Here is a 15,527-nt window from a genome sequence, read left to right as displayed (position 1 = left end):
AGGTCCGCACCCCATTCGGAAAGACGCCTCGGTTTGATGGCACCATTCAAATAATTTGATCAATGGAGCCCCCATGCCCAGCCCCCGAGACGTGCTGACCCCCGACGCCCTCGCCATGCTCCAGACCGTGGCCGGCACCGGCAGCTTTGCTGCCGCCGCCCGCTCGCTGAATCTCGTGCCGAGCGCGTTGAGCTACCGCGTGCGCCAGATCGAGGACGCGCTCGACGTGCTGCTGTTCGACCGCAGCGCCCGCCAGGCGCGGCTGACCGAGGCCGGAGCCGAACTGCTGCGCGAGGCCGACCGGCTGCTGGCCGAGATCGATGCGGTGGCCAACCGCGTGAAGCGCGTCGCCACGGGCTGGGAGCCGATGCTGACCATCGCGGTCGACAGCGTGATCGCGCGCGACCCGCTGCTCGACCTGGCCACCGCCTTCTTCGCCCTCGAGCCGCCGACGAGGCTCAAGCTGCGCGACGAGACGCTGCTGGGCACCATCGAGGCGCTGACCACCGGCGAGGCCGACCTGGCCATCGGCGCGGTGCTCGATGCGGCGAGCCTGACGTTCACCGCCACCGGCATCCGCAGCCGGCTGATCGGCGAGCTGCGCTTCGTCTACGCCGTGGCGCCGCACCATCCGCTGGCGCGCATGTCCGAGCCGCTGAGCGACGCGGTGATGCGGCAGCACCGCGCGGTGGCCGCAGCCGATTCGGCGCGGCACGGCCCCAGCATGACGGTGAACCTCGTGGGCGGGCAGGACGTGCTCACCGTGCCGAGCATGCAGGCCAAGATCGCGGCGCAGCTGCACGGGCTGGGCGGCGGCTTCCTGCCGGAGCCGATGGCGCGGCCGTACATCGAGGCCGGGCACCTGGTCGAGCTGAAGACAGAGCGCAAGCCGCCGCTTGGAACGATGCATTGCGCATGGCGCGTGCGCAGCGCGGGCAAGCCGGGGAAGGCGCTCGAATGGTGGCTGGCGCAGTTCGAGCATGAAGGCACGCGGCGCGCGTTGCTCGAGCGGCATCGGGGCCGATAAGTATTGCCGAGGAGCGCGCGGCGTCGCTAAGGGTGTGCCCTCAGGCGAAGCCCCTCTCGGACCGATGTAGAGTGCAGACACATCCAACCGCATTCCCACCCAGAAGAAAAGAGTCTGCAATGAGCACTCGCGCAACTGCCAAGCCCTCCGTCCGCCACCGAACCCCAGCCACCCCGCGCCATTACGCCGTCGTCGGCGCTGGCATTGCCGGGGTGGCCTGTGCGCGAACGCTGGTGCAAGCCGGCCACAAGGTCACGCTGTTCGAACGCGAGGCCACGGCCGGCGGACGCATGGCGAGCATCGACACCGCCTTCGGCCGCTTCGACAGCGGCGCGCAGTACTTCACCGTGCGCGACCCGCGCTTTGCGCTGGCGCTGGCAAGCACGCCCAGCCTGTGCAAGCGCTGGAGCGCCAACCTCGTGCGCGTGCTCGACGCCCACGGCCGCGTAGCCGAGGCGGCCCTGCCTTCGCTCGAGCCGCACTGGGTGGCGCAGCCCGGCATGGATGCGCTGGTGGCCCATTGGGCCAAGCCGCTCGGCGACAGCCTCGTCGCCGGCACGCAGGTCACGCAGATCGAGTGCGATGCACTTGCCCCCCAGCGCTGGCAGCTGCGCACCACGGGCACCGACGACTCCCGGCACGTGTATTCGGGCTTCGACGCCGTGCTGCTCGCCGTGCCGCCTTCGCGCGCCCGCGCGCTGCTGGGCGACGGCAAGCTCTCGGCCACGCTCAGCCGCAAGATCGAACCCGTGCGCATCGCGCCCTGCTGGACGCTGATGATCGCCTACCCCCAGGCCAACCAGCCCACCATGTCGCACCTCGGCCCGCAGTGGAACGCTGCGCGCAGCACCCACCACCGCGTGGCATGGCTGGCACGCGAATCCTCCAAGCCCGGCCGCGAGCCCGTCGAACGCTGGACGCTGCAGGCCAGCGCCGCGTGGTCGCAGGAACACGTGCGCGACACGCCCGCGCGCGTCGAGGCCAAGCTGCTGCGTGCCTTCGCCGAGATCACCGGCGTCCATGCCACCCCCGCGCACGCCCAGGCGCTGTGCTGGAGCGAAGCGCAGACGCAGGTGCCGATGGGCACCACCCACCTCTGGGATGCCAAGGCGCACATCGGCGTGGCCGGCGACTGGTGCACCGGCCACCGCGTGGAAGACGCGTTCCTCTCCGGCCTGTCGCTCGCACTCGACGTCATCTGACCGGGAGATGATGAGGGAGACCGGCCGCTTCGCGCCCTCGCCCACCGGCCCGCTGCATGCGGGCTCTCTGGTGGCAGCGCTGGCAAGCTGGCTCGACGTGCGTGCCCGCGGTCCGCAGGCGCGCTGGCTGGTCCGCATCGAAGACGCCGACACCGAGCGCTGCCTGCCCGGCATGGGCGAGCACATCCTCCAGCAGTTGGCTGATTGCAGCCTGCTGCCCGACGAAGCCCCCGTGTGGCAGACACAGCGCACCGCGCGCTACGAAGCCGCACTGGCCAGGCTGCAGGCCAGCGACCTGGCCTACCCCTGCGGCTGCTCGCGCAAGGACATCAACCAGGCGCTCGCGCGCCTCGGCCTGCGGCACGAGCGCCACGGCGAGCGGGTCTATCCTGGCACCTGCCGCGACGGACTGCACGGCAAGCCGGCGCGCGCCTGGCGCTTCGCCACCGGGAAGTTCGAAGCCGACCGGCCGCCCACGCCGGGCGTGCCCTGGGAGGAAGAAGACGCCGACGCCCCGGATGCCGGCAGCGAACTCTGCTGGACCGACCGCCGCCTCGGGCGCCAGTGCCAGAACGTGAGCCGCGATGTCGGCGACTTCGTGCTGCGCCGCGCCGACGGCCCCTGGGCCTATCAGCTCGCCGTGGTGGTCGACGATGCCGAACAGGGCGTGACCGACGTGGTCCGCGGCGAGGACCTCACCGACAACACGGCGCGCCAGATCCTGCTGCAGCGCGCGCTCGGTTTTCCCACGCCGAGCTACCTGCACACGCCGCTGGTGCGCGGCGCCGACGGCGACAAGCTGTCGAAGCAAAACGGCGCGATCTCCATCGACACGGGCACGCCCGAAGCCGCCCTGGCCGCGCTGGACAGCGCCGCACGCGTGCTCGGCCTGCGACCCGCCACGGCCACCGGCTGCGCGGACGCCCTGGCCGGCTGGGTGCCCGAATGGCGCGCTCTCTACAATTCGCAGCCGTAATGAATTCTCCCGACACCGTGTCCAACGACCTCCCGCGCAGCGACGATGCGCCCTCTTCCGACGGCAGCGACGACGACGCGGCCAAGCCGCACCCGCTGCATCGCCGCCTCAAGAGCTTCGTGAAGCGCGCCGGCCGCACCACCGACGGCCAGGCACGCGCCTTTTCCGAACTGGGCCCGCTGTTCCTCCTGCCCTACAAGCCCGAACCGCTCGACCTGACTGCCGCCTTCGGCGGCCGCGCCGGCCCTACGGTACTGGAGATCGGCTTCGGCATGGGCGAGGCCACAGCGCACATCGCCACCGTGCTGCCCGAGACCAACTTCCTCTGCTGCGAAGTGCACGAGCCCGGCGTGGGCGCGCTGCTCAAGCGCATCGGCGAGCAGTCGCTGTCGAACATCCGCATCTGCGCGCACGACGCGGTCGACGTGCTCGACCACATGCTGCAGCCCGGCACCCTGGCCGGCGTGCATGTGTTCTTCCCCGACCCGTGGCACAAGAAGCGCCACAACAAGCGCCGCCTGATCCAGCCCGAGTTCGTGACCAAGCTCGCGCAGCACCTGCGCCCCGGCGGCTACATCCATTGCGCCACCGACTGGCAGCCCTATGCCGAGCAGATGCTCGAAGTGCTGTCGACAGAGCCGCTGCTGCGCAACACGGCCGAAGGCTACGCACCCAAGCCCGGCTACCGCCCGCTCACCAAGTTCGAGAACCGCGGCATCAAGCTGGGGCATGGCGTGTGGGACCTGGTGTTCGAGCGGGTCGCATCGACCTGAGCACGCCCCGTCAGCGGGCTTGAGCGCCCCGGTGGGGCGTGGCACGATCCCGCGGATGACCAGCAAACCCGAAGCAGCGCAGCATCTGCGCGACCTCGCACGGCTGCGCCGCGTTCGCGACCGCATCGACCGGGAATACGCACAGCCGCTGGACGTCGAGGCGCTCGCCTACGGCGTGCACATGTCGGCCGGGCACCTCAGCCGCCAGTTCCGGCTCGCCTACGGCGAGTCGCCCTATTCCTATCTGATGACCCGGCGCATCGAACGCGCGATGGCGCTGCTGCGGCGCGGCGACCTCAGCGTCACCGAGGTCTGCTTCGAGGTCGGCTGCTCGTCGCTGGGCACCTTCAGCACGCGCTTCGCCGAACTGGTCGGCGTGCCGCCCAGCACCTACCGGCGGCAGGCCGCGCATGCGGCCGCGGAAATGCCGGCGTGCGTGGCGAAACAGGTGACCAGACCGATCAGGAATCGAGAAGCGCCGCTCGGCGGTCCGAATCTAGACTGACCGGCCTGACAACACCTGGACCGAACCGAGCACCATGAACATCACCATTCACGCGAGTTTTCTTCCCCACAACGACCCCGAGGCCTCCCTGGCCTTCTACCGCGACCTCCTCGGCTTCGAGGTCCGCAACGACGTCGGATACGGCGGCATGCGCTGGATCACGGTCGGCCCCGCCGGCCAGCCCGGCACGTCCATCGTGCTGGCGCCGCCGGCCGCCTACCCCGGCATCACCGACGACGAGCGCCGCACCATCGCCGAGATGATGGCCAAGGGCACCTACGCCGCCATCCTGCTGGCCACCCCCGATCTCGAGGGCACCTTCGCACGGCTGCAGGCCAGCGACACCGAGATCGTCCAGGAGCCGACCGACCAGCCGTACGGCGTTCGCGACTGCGCCGTACGCGATCCTGCAGGCAGCCTGATCCGCATCCAGCAGCTGTCCTGAGCCGGCCCCTGCGACGAGGGAGGCCGAGCTAACCCGCCTTCCCCCTTGGCCCCGAAATTGCTACACTTTTTTACTAATGTGAAAGAAGGTGTCCAATGAACGGATCACGCAGAAAGTGGTTGGGCAAGGCATGGGGCGCAGTGCTGCTGGGCAGTGGCATCGGCATTGCCCGCCCCGTCATGGCGCAGTCCGCGCGCGCGGCGGCTGGCGCACCGCATGTCGTGCTGCTCGGGCAATCGGTGCCGCTCACGGGCAGTGCCTACGAGATCGGCACCGCCTTCGCTGCCGGCAGCCGCCTCGCGGTGAGCCAGTTCAACGAACGCAACGCCGCCAATGGCCTGCAGCTGAAACTGCTGCAGCTCGACGATGGCTACGACGCGGCCCGCGCGGCCGCCAACGCGCGCACCCTGCTCACCACCCACAAGGCCGACATGCTCTTCGGCTTCGTCGGCACGGCCAGCAGCGAGGCCGGCGCCAACGTTGCGACGCAGCAGGGCAGCCTGCTGTTCGCGCCCTTCGCGGCCTCCGACACGCTGCGCGGCGTCGACCATCCCAACGTGTTCCACGTGCGGCCCGGCATGATCGACGAGGCCCTCAAGATAGTGAAGCAGTGCGCCACCGTGGGGCAGACCCGCGTGGCGCTGGTGGGCGACGACGACGCGATGGGCCGCGCCGGCCTCGCGGCCGTCGAGCAGGCCATCAGCGAACTCAAGCTGACGCCGCTGGTGGCGACGGCACTGGTGCCGCCGACCGGCGACAAGCTCGACGCAGCCTTGAAGACGGTGCAGCAGCAGTCGCCCCAGGCCATCGTTCTGGTGTCGCTCTCGGGCACCACGGCCAACGCCATCCGCAAGCTGCGCAAGAGCGGCTATGCGGGCAACTTCATGGCCTTCTCCATCGTCGGCATCGACCCGCTCTACGCCACGCTCGGCAAGGACATCGGGGGCATCGTGATCTCCCAGGTGGTGCCCTCGCCGCGGCCATCGGCCATTCCGATCGTCAAGGAATACCTTGCGGCCGTCGACAACTCCGACCAGACCGCGTCGTACGAAGGCCTCGAAGGCTTCATCGCGGCCAAGGCGGCCGGCGAGGCCGTGCGCCGCGCGGGCCGCGGCTTCAACACGGCGAGCCTGCTGCGCGTGATGTCCGGCATGACCGACTACGACGTGGGCGGCTTCCGCATCAACCTGCGCCCGGGCCTGCGCGACAACGTGCGCAGCATCGACCTCATCAGCATCTCCGCCGACGGCCGCGTATTGCGCTGACGCCGGCGCACGGGCTCAACCCGTGCTCACCAGCGCCTGCAGCGCATCGATCGACCGCAGCTCGATGCGCCCGTAGCCCAGTGCGACGACGCCCTCGCCTGCCAGCGCATTGAGCTCCTTCGACAGCGTCTGCCGCGTCACGCCCAGCATCATGGCAAGCGCCTCCTGAGGCAGCTGCAGTTGGTGCCGCAGGTGCACCGATTGCGTGGCATCGCCGCGCGCCAGCACCAGCAGCCGGTGCGCCACGCGGGCGCGCAGGCTGCGCAGCATGGCGTCTTCCGTCAGGCCGTAGAGCATGCGCACGCGCGCCGCCAGCATCGCGGCGATGGCGTTGGAGAAGACCACGTCGCGCATCAGCTGCACGAAGGCCGCGGGCGGCACCACGAGCAGGTCGAGCGCCTCCAGCGCGGTGGCGTCGTGCGTGCGCGGCGAGCCATCGATCAGCGTGATCTCGCCGAACCAGTTGCCGGGCTCCAGCACCGCGAGGATGGCCTCGCGCCCGTCCTGCCGCAGAGACGAGATCTTGATGGTGCCCGCCACCAGCCCATAGAAGCCGCCGCCGGCCGCGTGAATGGGATCGCCCTGGCGAAACACCATCGCGCCGCGCCGTGCATGGATGAGCTCGGCCGCGCCGAGCAGCGCCTCCCGCTGCGCGCGCGGAATGCTGGTGAACCATGGATTGCCCTCGAGGGCGCCGCGATGCGCGGCAGAGAGGCGGGGTTTGGACGAAGCGGCCATGCGGGCGGGGGTTTACCAGAACCCTGCATTGTCAAATTCTTGACAGTTCCAGGTCAAGCGCAGGCATACAGTGACCGGCACCCACAAGAACGGAGACCTCACGATGAGCAACGCACGCGCAAGTTTCAGGAGCATGCAGGAAAGCACGCGCGAAGACTGGCAGCTGATCGGCGGCGAGTTCATGCAGTTCGCGGGCGGCCTGCCCGCACGCGTGATCAAGCACCTGCAGATCCTCGAAGGCGACTACGGCGGCTTTCCGGTCGACCGCTACACCCATTCGCTGCAGACCGCTACCCGCGCACTGCGCGATGGCCGCGACGAGGAATACGTGGTGTGCGCGCTGCTGCACGACATCGGCGACACGCTCGGCAGCTTCAACCACCCCGACATTGCCGCCGCCATCCTCAAGCCCTTCGTGAGCGAAGCCAACCACTGGATGGTGCAGCACCACGGCATCTTCCAGGGCCACTACTTCTTCCACCACATCGGGCTGGACCGCGACATGCGCGACAGCTTCAAGGACCACCCGCACTACGAGCGCACGGCCGAGTTCTGCGCGCTCTACGACAACCCCGCTTTCGACCCCAAGGCCGAGACCCTGCCGATCGGCGAATTCGAACCCATGCTGCGCCGTCTGATGGCGCAGCCGAAGCAAAGCATCTACAAGGCAGCCTTGCAAGAACCGGCTGCGACCTGATGCCGAATTCCACAACCTCCAAAGGACACCACACCATGAACGCCGCCACCCAACCCGAAATCCAGAAGCTCGTCTCCGCCGAGGAATGGCAGCTGCGCGTCGACCTCGCCGCCTGCTACCGCCTCGTGGCGCTGTACGGCTGGAGCGACCTCGTCTTCACGCACATCAGCGCACGCATCCCCGGTCCGGAGCACCACTTCCTGATCAACCCCTACGGCCTGATGTTCGACGAGATCACCGCGTCGAGCCTGGTGAAGGTCGACCAGCAGTGCAACAAGATCATCGACTCACCCTACCCCGTGAACCCGGCCGGCTTCGTGATCCACAGCGCCGTGCATGCCGCGCGCGAAGACATCCAGTGCGTGCTGCACACCCACACCAAGGCCGGCATTGCCGTGAGTGCGCAGAAAAACGGCGTGCTGCCCATCAGCCAGCAGTCGACCTTCGTGCTGGCCTCGCTGGCCTACCACGACTACGAAGGCGTGGCCTTCCGCGACGACGAGAAGCCGCGCCTGCAGGCCGACATGGGGAGCGCCAACTTCCTCATGCTGCGCAACCATGGCCTGCTGACCTGCGGCAAGACCATTGCCGACGCCTTCCTCTCGATGTACACCTTCGAGAACACCTGTCAGATCCAGATCGCCGCGCAGTCCGGCGGCGGCGAACTCACGCAGGTGAACCCCAAGATCGTCGAGGGCGTGGGCCAGGCAATGAAGGTGCAGACCGGCGGCATGGGCGGCCAGTTCGTCTGGCCTTCGCTGATCCGCAAGCTCGACCGCATCGACGATAGCTACAAACAATAAGACGCGCGTCGCCTGCGCGATGATCGGGCGATGGAACTCCGGCAACTGCGCTACTTCGTCAAGGTCTGCGAGCTGCGCAGCATGGGCCGCGCGGCGGTCGAGCTGGGCGTGGTCACCTCGGCGCTGAGCCAGCAGATCAGCCGGCTCGAAAGCGAACTCTCGACGCGGCTGCTGCGCCGCCATTCGACCGGCGTCATGCCCACCGACGCGGGCCTGGCCTTCCTGCACCAGGCGCAGCTCACGTTGCGCCACGCCGACGACGCCGTGCGCGCCGCCCAGCAGGCGCGCCTGTCGGGCCATGTGAGCGTGGGCCTGGCGCCCACCACCGCTACCGTGCTGGGTGTGCCGCTGATGCAGGCCATGCAGGCGCGCTACCCCGAAGTGCGCCTGCACATGGTCGAGGCGCTGTCGGGTCACCTCACGACGATGCTGCACGCGCGCCAGCTCGATCTGGCCGTGCTGTTCCAGACCGACACGCCACGGCGCTGGAGCGTGGCGCCGCTGCTGGCTGAAAAGCTCTTCGTGATCGCCTCGCCCACGCTGTCACCGCGCCCCACCGGTGCGAAGGTGCGGCTGTCGCAGCTGGCCGAGGTGCCGCTGATCCTGCCCAGCGGCAGCCACGGCCTGCGCGCCACGCTGATGGCCGCCTTTGCGCGGGCACGCGTGGCGCCGCGCATCGTGGCCGAGGTCGACGGCCTGGCCTTGCTGATGGACGCTGTGCGCGCCGGCCACGGCGCCACCATCCAGCCCGGCGCCGCCACGGCGCGGCACGACCGCGACGATCTCGTGCTCACGCAGATTTCCGACGCGCACGTGGGCCGGCGCAACCTGCTCGTGAGCCTGTCGGACGACGAGCTTTCGCCCGCCGCGCTGGCCGCGCGCGTGGTGGTGGCCGAGACCGCGCGCACGCTGGTGCGCGAAGGCCGCTGGGCCGGCGCAAGTCTTCTCGATCACTGAACACCTGTTGCTTCTTTCGGCCTTTCGCGTGAAGGCTTCGCTCCCTAAAGTCTCCTGCATTCCAAGGAGACCCACGAGTGATAGACGTACTGGTTGTCGGTGGCGGCAATGCCGCGCTGTGCGCCGCGCTGATGGCGCGCGAGGCCGGCGCTTCGGTGCTGCTGCTGGAGGCTTCGCCCAAAGAATGGCGCGGCGGCAATTCGCAGCACACCCGCAACCTGCGCTGCATGCACGACGCGCCGCAGGATGTGCTGGTCGATGCCTACCCTGAAGAGGAGTATTGGCAAGACCTGCTGAAGGTGACCGGCGGCCTCACCGACGAGCACCTGGCGCGGCTGGTGATCCGCGCCTCGTCGAACTGCCGCGACTGGATGCGCAGCCACGGCGTGCATTTCCAGCCGCCGCTGTCGGGCGCGCTGCACGTGGCGCGCACCAATGCCTTCTTCATGGGCGGCGGCAAGGCGCTCGTCAACGCCTACTACCGCAGCGCCGAAAGGCTGGGCGTGCAGATCCGCTACGACACGCCCGTAGCGTCGGTCGAACTCGACGGTGACCGCTTCGTCGCCGTGCGCACCGAAGCCGGCGAGCGCATCGCGGCAAAGAGCTGCGTGCTGGCTTCGGGCGGTTTCGAGTCGAACCGCGAGTGGCTGCGCGAAGCGTGGGGCCGAAACGAGCGCGGCGAATGGCCGGCCGACAACTTCCTGATCCGCGGCACGCGCTTCAACCAGGGCGTTCTGCTCAAGCACATGATCGATGCGGGCGCAGACAGCATCGGCGATCCGTCGCAGGGCCACATGGTGGCCATCGACGCGCGCGCGCCGCTGTACGACGGCGGCATCTGCACGCGCATCGATTGCGTGTCGCTCGGCGTGGTGGTCAACCGCGACGCACAGCGCTTCTACGACGAAGGCGAAGACTTCTGGCCCAAGCGCTACGCGATCTGGGGCCGGCTCGTGGCGCAGCAGCCGGGGCAGATCGCCTGGTCGGTCATCGACCAGCAGGCGGTCGGGCGCTTCATGCCGCCGGTGTTCACCGGCACGCAGGCGAACACGCTCGGCGAACTGGCGCAGAAGATCGGCCTGGATGAAGCGACCTTCGTTCGCACCGTGCAGAACTACAACACCGCCTGCCGCGTCGGCCGCTTCGACCACACCGCGTTGGACGACTGCCACACCGAGGGCCTCGCGCCCGCCAAGACGCACTGGGCGCGGCCGATCGACACCGCGCCCTTCTACGCCTATCCCGTGCGCCCCGGCATCACCTTCACGTATCTCGGCCTGAAGGTGGACGAGACCGCCGCCGTGCGCTTCGGCGGCCGGCCGAGCCCCAACCTCTTCGTGGCCGGCGAAATGATGGCCGGCAACGTGCTGGGCAAGGGCTACACGGCCGGCGTCGGCATGAGCATCGGCACGGCCTTCGGGCGCATCGCCGGCACGCAGGCGGCGAACGCTGCAAAGAACATTTCAACGCAATCCCCGGAGGCCGCCCTTGCAGCAGCTCACTGACCTTGTTGCACGCGCCCGTGCCGATGCCGACGGCATCGGCGGCAGCCCCGCGTCGCGCGTGATCCCGATCCAGCCCGCCCTGCCGCTGACCGCGTCCGAAGGCGAGGTCGCGCGCATCCTGCAGATCTGCAACGCCTGCCGCTACTGCGAAGGCTTCTGCGCCGTGTTTCCTGCGATGACGCGGCGCCTGGAGTTCGGCAAGGCCGACACACACTACCTCGCGAACCTCTGCCACAACTGCGGTTCGTGCCTGCATGCCTGCCAGTACGCGCCCCCGCACGAGTTCGCGGTGAACGTGCCGCAGGCGATGGCGCAGGTGCGACTGCAGACCTACCACGACTACGCCTGGCCGCCCGTGATGGGCGCTCTCTACAAGAAGGCCGGGCTCACCGTCGCGCTCGCACTGGCGGGCGGGCTCGCGCTGTTCCTCGTGCTGGCCGCAGCGATGTCGGGCTCGCTGCTGCACGAACCGCTCGCGGGCAACTTCTACGCGATCTTTCCGCACAACTTCCTCGCCCTGGTATTCGGCGCGGTGTTCCTGTTCGTGATGTTCGCGCTGGCGATGGGCACGCGCCGCTTCTGGCGCGAGGTGTCGCCCGCGAACGATCCGGGCAATGCCCCCGACCTGCCGGGCGTGCGCCGCGCGGCCGGCGCCGAGGCCGCGCACGACGCGCTGCGCCTGAAGTACCTGGGCGGCGGCCACGGCGAGGGCTGCAACAACGACGACGACCGCTTCACCCTCTGGCGCCGGCGCTTCCATCACTTCACCTTCTACGGCTTCATGCTGTGCTTCGCCTCGACCTGCGTGGCGACGCTCTATCACTACCTGTTCGACCTGCACGCGCCCTACGCGCTCACGAGCCTGCCGGTGCTGCTGGGCACCGCGGGCGGCGTTGGCCTCGCGATCGGCCCCGTCGGCCTGCTGTGGCTGAACCTGCGTCGCCACGCCGCGCACGGCGACGCGGCGCAGCGGCCGATGGACCGCGGCTTCATCGCGCTGCTGCTGCTCACGAGCCTCACCGGCCTGGCATTGCTGGCCTGGCGCGACACCCGCTTCATGGCGCTGCTGCTCGCGGTGCACCTGGGCGTGGTGATGGCGCTCTTTCTCACACTGCCCTACGGCAAGTTCGCGCACGGCATCTTCCGCTGCGCGGCGCTGCTGAAGTTCGCCATCGAGAAGCGCCTGCCGAGCCGGCTGCGGCTGGGCGCGGACTGACCGACCCGACTCCTGCCATTTCACAACAACACCGAGACCTCACGACCATGAACCGACACACCTTCCTTCGCACCACCATCGCCGCGTTGATGCTCGCCAGCGGCGCGGCATCCGCCGCCGACTGGCCGACGAAACCCATCACGCTCGTCGTTCCCTTCGTGGCCGGGGGTACCACCGACATCGTCGCGCGCACCATCGGCCAGAAGCTCTCCGAATCGCTCAAGCAGCCGGTGATCGTCGACAACCGCGGCGGCGCGGGCGGCACCGTGGGCGCGACCATCGCGTCGAAGGCGCCGGCCGATGGCTACACGCTGTTCCTCGCCACCATTGCACACGCGATCGCGCCGGGCCTCTACAAGAAGCTCGCCTATGACTTCCAGCGCGACTTCGATCCCGTCGCGCTCGCAGCGTCCACGCCCAACGTGCTGATCGTCAACGAGAAGGTGCCCGCCAGGACGGTGGCCGAACTCGTCGCGTACATCAAGGCCAACCCCGGCAAGGTCAACTTCGGCTCGGCCGGCAACGGCAGCACCGAGCACATCTCGGGCGAACTGTTCCGCTCGATGACGAAGACCGACATCGTGCACGTGCCCTACAAGGGCGGCGCGCCGATGATGGCCGATCTGATGGGCGGCCAGATCCAGATGGCCATCGAGACCAGCCCCTCGGCTTCGCCGCATATCCGCGCCGGCAAGGTGCATGCGCTGGCCGTGACAACGAAGACGCGCGCGCCCGCCTACCCCGGCGTGCCCACGCTCGACGAGGCCGGCCTCAAGGGCTACGACATGACGACGTGGTTCGCGCTCATGGCGCCGCACGGCACGCCGCCCGAGATCGTGCAGCGCCTGAACACCGAACTCGCCCGCGCGCTGCAACAGCCCGATGTGATCAAACGTTTCGAGGAACAGGGTGTAACGGCCGGCAACATGAAGCCTACGGAACTGGCCAACTTCATCGGCACCGAGACGACCAAGTGGGTCAAAGTGGCGAAGGAAGCCGGCGCCACCGCCGAGTAAGCGGGCCGGCTCGGACAAGCCCCTACGGCCAGGGCGGAAACCCGCTGGCCGGGGCCGGCGTGCGTTGTCTGCAGAATAGAGGGCCATGCACGTTCGAAAAGCTGCGGTTCCCGCCCTCGTCCTCCTCCTTTCCGCACTCTCCCTCCCCGCCCTGCTTCCCCCCGCCACCGCGGCGGCCGCTCCCAAGGACCTTCAACCCTCCCGCTCGCCCGACGCCGCCGAGGCCCGCATCGAGTCCCTCATCGCCCGCATGACGGTGCAGGAGAAGGCCGGCCAGCTGAGCCTGTACGGCCCGGCTGACATCGACACCCCCAACAACCCGCAGGCCGGCTCGCGCAATGCGCAGCAGGAAACCGCCGACGTGCGCGCCGGCCGCCTCACCGGCCTGTTCAACAACGCTGGCCTCGAGAGCAAGCGGCGGCTGCAGCAGATGGCGGTAAGCGAGTCGCGCCTGGGCATTCCGCTGATCTTCGGCGCCGACGTGATCCACGGCTTTCGCACCATGTTCCCGATGCCGCTGGCCGAGGCGTCGAGCTGGGAGCCCGCGCTCGCCGAGCGCACCGCGCGCGCCGCGGCGGTCGAAGCCACGGCTGACGGCTTCCGCTGGACTTTCGCGCCGATGGTCGATGTCGCGCGCGACGCGCGCTGGGGCCGCGGCCTCGAAGGCGCGGGCGAAGACGCGTATCTCTCCAGGCAGTTCGCCGCCGCGCGCGTGCGCGGCTTCCAGGGCCCCGACCTCTCGCGGCCCGACGCCATGCTGGCCACGCCCAAGCACTTCGCGGCCTACGGCGCGGCCGAGGGCGGACTCGACTACAGCGTGAGCGACATCTCCGAGCGCACGCTGCGCGAGGTGTACCTGCCGCCCTTCCGCGCGGCATTGGACGCGGGCGCGCTGTCGATCATGAGCGCCTTCAACGAGATCGGCGGCGTGCCCTCCACTGCCAATCCCGCGCTGCTCACGGGCGTGCTGCGCGACGAATGGAAGTTCAAGGGCTTCGTGGTGTCCGACTACACGGCCGACGAGGAACTGGTGGAGCACGGCTACGCCGCCAATCCGCGCGAAGCGGCCAGGCAGGCCTTCATGGCCGGCACCGACGTGAGCATGCAGAGCGGCCTGTACGCGCGCTACCTGCCCGAGCTGGTGGCTTCGGGCGAAGTGCCGATGGCACGGCTCGACGACGCGGTGCGCCGCGTGCTGCGCGTGAAGCAGAGGCTCGGCCTGTTCGACGACCCCATGCGCGGCCTCGACGGCCCACCTGCCGCGCAACGCACCGAGAACCCCGAATTCATCGCGCTGGCCCGGGAGAGCGCGCGCCGCTCCATCGTGATGCTGAAGAACGAGCGCGCGCTGCTGCCGCTGTCCAAGGCCGGCACGAAGATCGCGCTGATCGGCCCCTTCGCCGAGGGCACTGTCGATCTGATGGGCGCCTGGAGCCTGTCCCCGGGCCAGTCGGCGCCGGTGGGCGTCGACCAGGGCCTGCGCGCGGCACTGGGGGCCGATTCGTCGGTGAACGTCGTGCGCGGCTCGGGCATCGAGTCGGCGCTGCCCGGCGGCATCGACGCCGCGGTGGCCGCCGCGCGCGATGCCGACGTGGTGCTGCTGGCCATCGGCGAGAGCCAGAAGATGTCGGGCGAGGCGCGCTCGCGCACCGACATCGGCTTGCCGCAGGCGCAGCAGGACCTGGCCGAAGCCGTGGCCGCCACCGGCAAGCCGGTGGTCGTGCTGCTGAGCAACGGCCGCGCGATGGCGCTCAAGGGTGCGGTGCGCGATGCGCGCGCCATCCTCGTCACGTGGTTCCTGGGCGTGCAGACCGGCAACGCGATCGCCGACGTGGTGTTCGGCGACTTCAATCCCTCGGGCCGCCTGCCCGTGAGCTTTCCGCAGACGGCGGGACAGGTGCCCTACTACTACGGCCACAAGCGCACCGGCCGCCCCTCGCCCGAGAACGCACCGGGCACGGCCTTCAGGACCCGCTACCTGGACGCGACCAACGAAGCGCTCTACCCCTTCGGCTTCGGCATCGGCTATGCACCGGTGCACTACGACGGCGTGGAGCTGAGTTCGGAGCGCCTGCCGCTGTCGGGCACGCTGCGCGTGCGCGCCACCGTCAGCAACACCGGCCAGCGCGAGGCCGAGGAAGTGGTGCAGCTCTACATCGCCCAGCGCGCCGCCAGCGTGACCCGGCCCGTGCGCGAGCTCAAGGAATTCCGCAAGGTCGACATTGCGCCCGGCGCATCGACGGTCGTCGAGTTCGCGCTCACGGCCGACGACCTGGCATTCGTCGGCCGCGACATGAAGCCGGCCGTGGAGCCCGGCGATTTCGATCTCTGGGTGGGGCCTTCGGCCGCGGGCGGCATTCGCAAGCAGTTCGCTCTCACGCGAGAGTGAAGTCGTCGACGCC

General features: G+C 69.4%; 15 protein-coding genes. 14 read left to right on the top strand and 1 reads right to left on the bottom strand.

The genetic code is table 11. The features are described from left to right. Positions 1-73: 73 nt before the first annotated feature. The 7 genes from ASD05_RS11970 (at position 74) to ASD05_RS11940 (ending at position 6,193) form a co-directional block, all read left to right on the top strand. Positions 74-1,027: a LysR family transcriptional regulator gene (locus ASD05_RS11970; RefSeq protein WP_056592214.1), complete on the top strand. Its 954-nt coding sequence runs from the start codon at positions 74-76 to the stop codon at positions 1,025-1,027. Between the two features lie 119 nt (positions 1,028-1,146). Continuing rightward, a complete protein-coding gene (locus ASD05_RS11965) occupies positions 1,147-2,229 on the top strand; it encodes an NAD(P)/FAD-dependent oxidoreductase (protein ID WP_082572043.1) in 1,083 nt (360 codons plus the stop codon). Between the two features lie 10 nt (positions 2,230-2,239). Then, positions 2,240-3,205 (top strand): tRNA glutamyl-Q(34) synthetase GluQRS, encoded by a 966-nt coding sequence (gene gluQRS, locus ASD05_RS11960; RefSeq protein ID WP_056594308.1) that lies wholly within the window; start codon positions 2,240-2,242, stop codon positions 3,203-3,205. Next, positions 3,205-3,978, top strand: coding sequence for a tRNA (guanosine(46)-N7)-methyltransferase TrmB (gene trmB, locus ASD05_RS11955; protein ID WP_056592211.1), 774 nt, complete (start codon positions 3,205-3,207; stop codon positions 3,976-3,978). The genes gluQRS and trmB overlap by 1 nt, the downstream gene beginning before the upstream one ends. 55 nt (positions 3,979-4,033) lie before the next feature. Further along, complete coding sequence (locus ASD05_RS11950) at positions 4,034-4,483, top strand: helix-turn-helix transcriptional regulator (protein WP_056592209.1); 450 nt, start codon at positions 4,034-4,036, stop codon at positions 4,481-4,483. 34 nt (positions 4,484-4,517) lie between these two features. Then, on the top strand, positions 4,518-4,928 hold the full coding sequence (locus ASD05_RS11945; RefSeq protein WP_007834908.1) for a VOC family protein: 411 nt from the start codon (positions 4,518-4,520) through the stop codon (positions 4,926-4,928). A 95-nt stretch (positions 4,929-5,023) separates the two neighbouring features. Beyond that, the gene (locus tag ASD05_RS11940) at positions 5,024-6,193 is read left to right on the top strand and encodes an ABC transporter substrate-binding protein (protein WP_056592207.1); all 1,170 of its coding nucleotides are present in this window, start codon (positions 5,024-5,026) and stop codon (positions 6,191-6,193) included. A gap of 15 nt (positions 6,194-6,208) precedes the next feature. On the opposite strand, the gene ASD05_RS11935 is transcribed toward ASD05_RS11940, so the two are convergent. Then, positions 6,209-6,931 carry a Crp/Fnr family transcriptional regulator gene (locus ASD05_RS11935; protein WP_056592204.1) on the bottom strand — a complete coding sequence of 241 codons (723 nt, stop codon included), beginning with the start codon at positions 6,929-6,931 and terminating at the stop codon, positions 6,209-6,211. Between the two features lie 103 nt (positions 6,932-7,034). Between ASD05_RS11935 and ASD05_RS11930 the strand changes: the two genes are divergently transcribed. The 7 genes from ASD05_RS11930 (at position 7,035) to ASD05_RS11900 (ending at position 15,514) form a co-directional block, all read left to right on the top strand. Then, positions 7,035-7,628: an HD domain-containing protein gene (locus ASD05_RS11930; protein WP_056594305.1), complete on the top strand. Its 594-nt coding sequence runs from the start codon at positions 7,035-7,037 to the stop codon at positions 7,626-7,628. A 35-nt stretch (positions 7,629-7,663) separates the two neighbouring features. Continuing rightward, a complete protein-coding gene (locus ASD05_RS11925) occupies positions 7,664-8,431 on the top strand; it encodes a class II aldolase/adducin family protein (protein ID WP_056592201.1) in 768 nt (255 codons plus the stop codon). 30 nt (positions 8,432-8,461) lie between these two features. Then, positions 8,462-9,388 carry a LysR family transcriptional regulator gene (locus tag ASD05_RS11920; protein WP_007834918.1) on the top strand — a complete coding sequence of 309 codons (927 nt, stop codon included), beginning with the start codon at positions 8,462-8,464 and terminating at the stop codon, positions 9,386-9,388. A gap of 77 nt (positions 9,389-9,465) precedes the next feature. Next, complete coding sequence (gene tcuA, locus ASD05_RS11915) at positions 9,466-10,893, top strand: FAD-dependent tricarballylate dehydrogenase TcuA (protein ID WP_056592198.1); 1,428 nt, start codon at positions 9,466-9,468, stop codon at positions 10,891-10,893. Continuing rightward, positions 10,877-12,109: a tricarballylate utilization 4Fe-4S protein TcuB gene (gene tcuB, locus ASD05_RS11910; protein WP_056592195.1), complete on the top strand. Its 1,233-nt coding sequence runs from the start codon at positions 10,877-10,879 to the stop codon at positions 12,107-12,109. The genes tcuA and tcuB overlap by 17 nt, the downstream gene beginning before the upstream one ends. Before the next feature lie 47 nt (positions 12,110-12,156). Beyond that, entirely contained in the window at positions 12,157-13,125 is a 969-nt protein-coding gene (locus tag ASD05_RS11905; RefSeq protein ID WP_056592192.1) for a Bug family tripartite tricarboxylate transporter substrate binding protein, read from the top strand. Between the two features lie 85 nt (positions 13,126-13,210). Next, entirely contained in the window at positions 13,211-15,514 is a 2,304-nt protein-coding gene (locus tag ASD05_RS11900) for a glycoside hydrolase family 3 N-terminal domain-containing protein (protein WP_056592188.1), read from the top strand. The last annotated feature ends 13 nt before the right edge of the window (positions 15,515-15,527 follow it).

Origin of the sequence: Variovorax sp. Root434, from assembly GCF_001426595.1 — a bacterium.
Lineage (GTDB): Bacteria > Pseudomonadota > Gammaproteobacteria > Burkholderiales > Burkholderiaceae_C > Variovorax.
This window is presented reverse-complemented; position numbering and strand designations above follow the sequence as displayed.

Bases quoted from the DNA above. Each gene is read 5' to 3' on its own strand.
- ASD05_RS11970 (WP_056592214.1), top strand. From the start codon at position 74: ATGCCCAGCCCCCGAGACGTGCTGACCCCCGACGCCCTCGCCATGCTC.
- ASD05_RS11965 (WP_082572043.1), top strand. From the start codon at position 1,147: ATGAGCACTCGCGCAACTGCCAAGCCCTCCGTCCGCCACCGAACCCCA.
- gluQRS (WP_056594308.1), top strand. From the start codon at position 2,240: ATGAGGGAGACCGGCCGCTTCGCGCCCTCGCCCACCGGCCCGCTGCAT.
- trmB (WP_056592211.1), top strand. From the start codon at position 3,205: ATGAATTCTCCCGACACCGTGTCCAACGACCTCCCGCGCAGCGACGAT.
- ASD05_RS11950 (WP_056592209.1), top strand. From the start codon at position 4,034: ATGACCAGCAAACCCGAAGCAGCGCAGCATCTGCGCGACCTCGCACGG.
- ASD05_RS11945 (WP_007834908.1), top strand. From the start codon at position 4,518: ATGAACATCACCATTCACGCGAGTTTTCTTCCCCACAACGACCCCGAG.
- ASD05_RS11940 (WP_056592207.1), top strand. From the start codon at position 5,024: ATGAACGGATCACGCAGAAAGTGGTTGGGCAAGGCATGGGGCGCAGTG.
- ASD05_RS11935 (WP_056592204.1), bottom strand. From the start codon at position 6,931: ATGGCCGCTTCGTCCAAACCCCGCCTCTCTGCCGCGCATCGCGGCGCC.
- ASD05_RS11930 (WP_056594305.1), top strand. From the start codon at position 7,035: ATGAGCAACGCACGCGCAAGTTTCAGGAGCATGCAGGAAAGCACGCGC.
- ASD05_RS11925 (WP_056592201.1), top strand. From the start codon at position 7,664: ATGAACGCCGCCACCCAACCCGAAATCCAGAAGCTCGTCTCCGCCGAG.
- ASD05_RS11920 (WP_007834918.1), top strand. From the start codon at position 8,462: ATGGAACTCCGGCAACTGCGCTACTTCGTCAAGGTCTGCGAGCTGCGC.
- ASD05_RS11905 (WP_056592192.1), top strand. From the start codon at position 12,157: ATGAACCGACACACCTTCCTTCGCACCACCATCGCCGCGTTGATGCTC.
- ASD05_RS11900 (WP_056592188.1), top strand. From the start codon at position 13,211: ATGCACGTTCGAAAAGCTGCGGTTCCCGCCCTCGTCCTCCTCCTTTCC.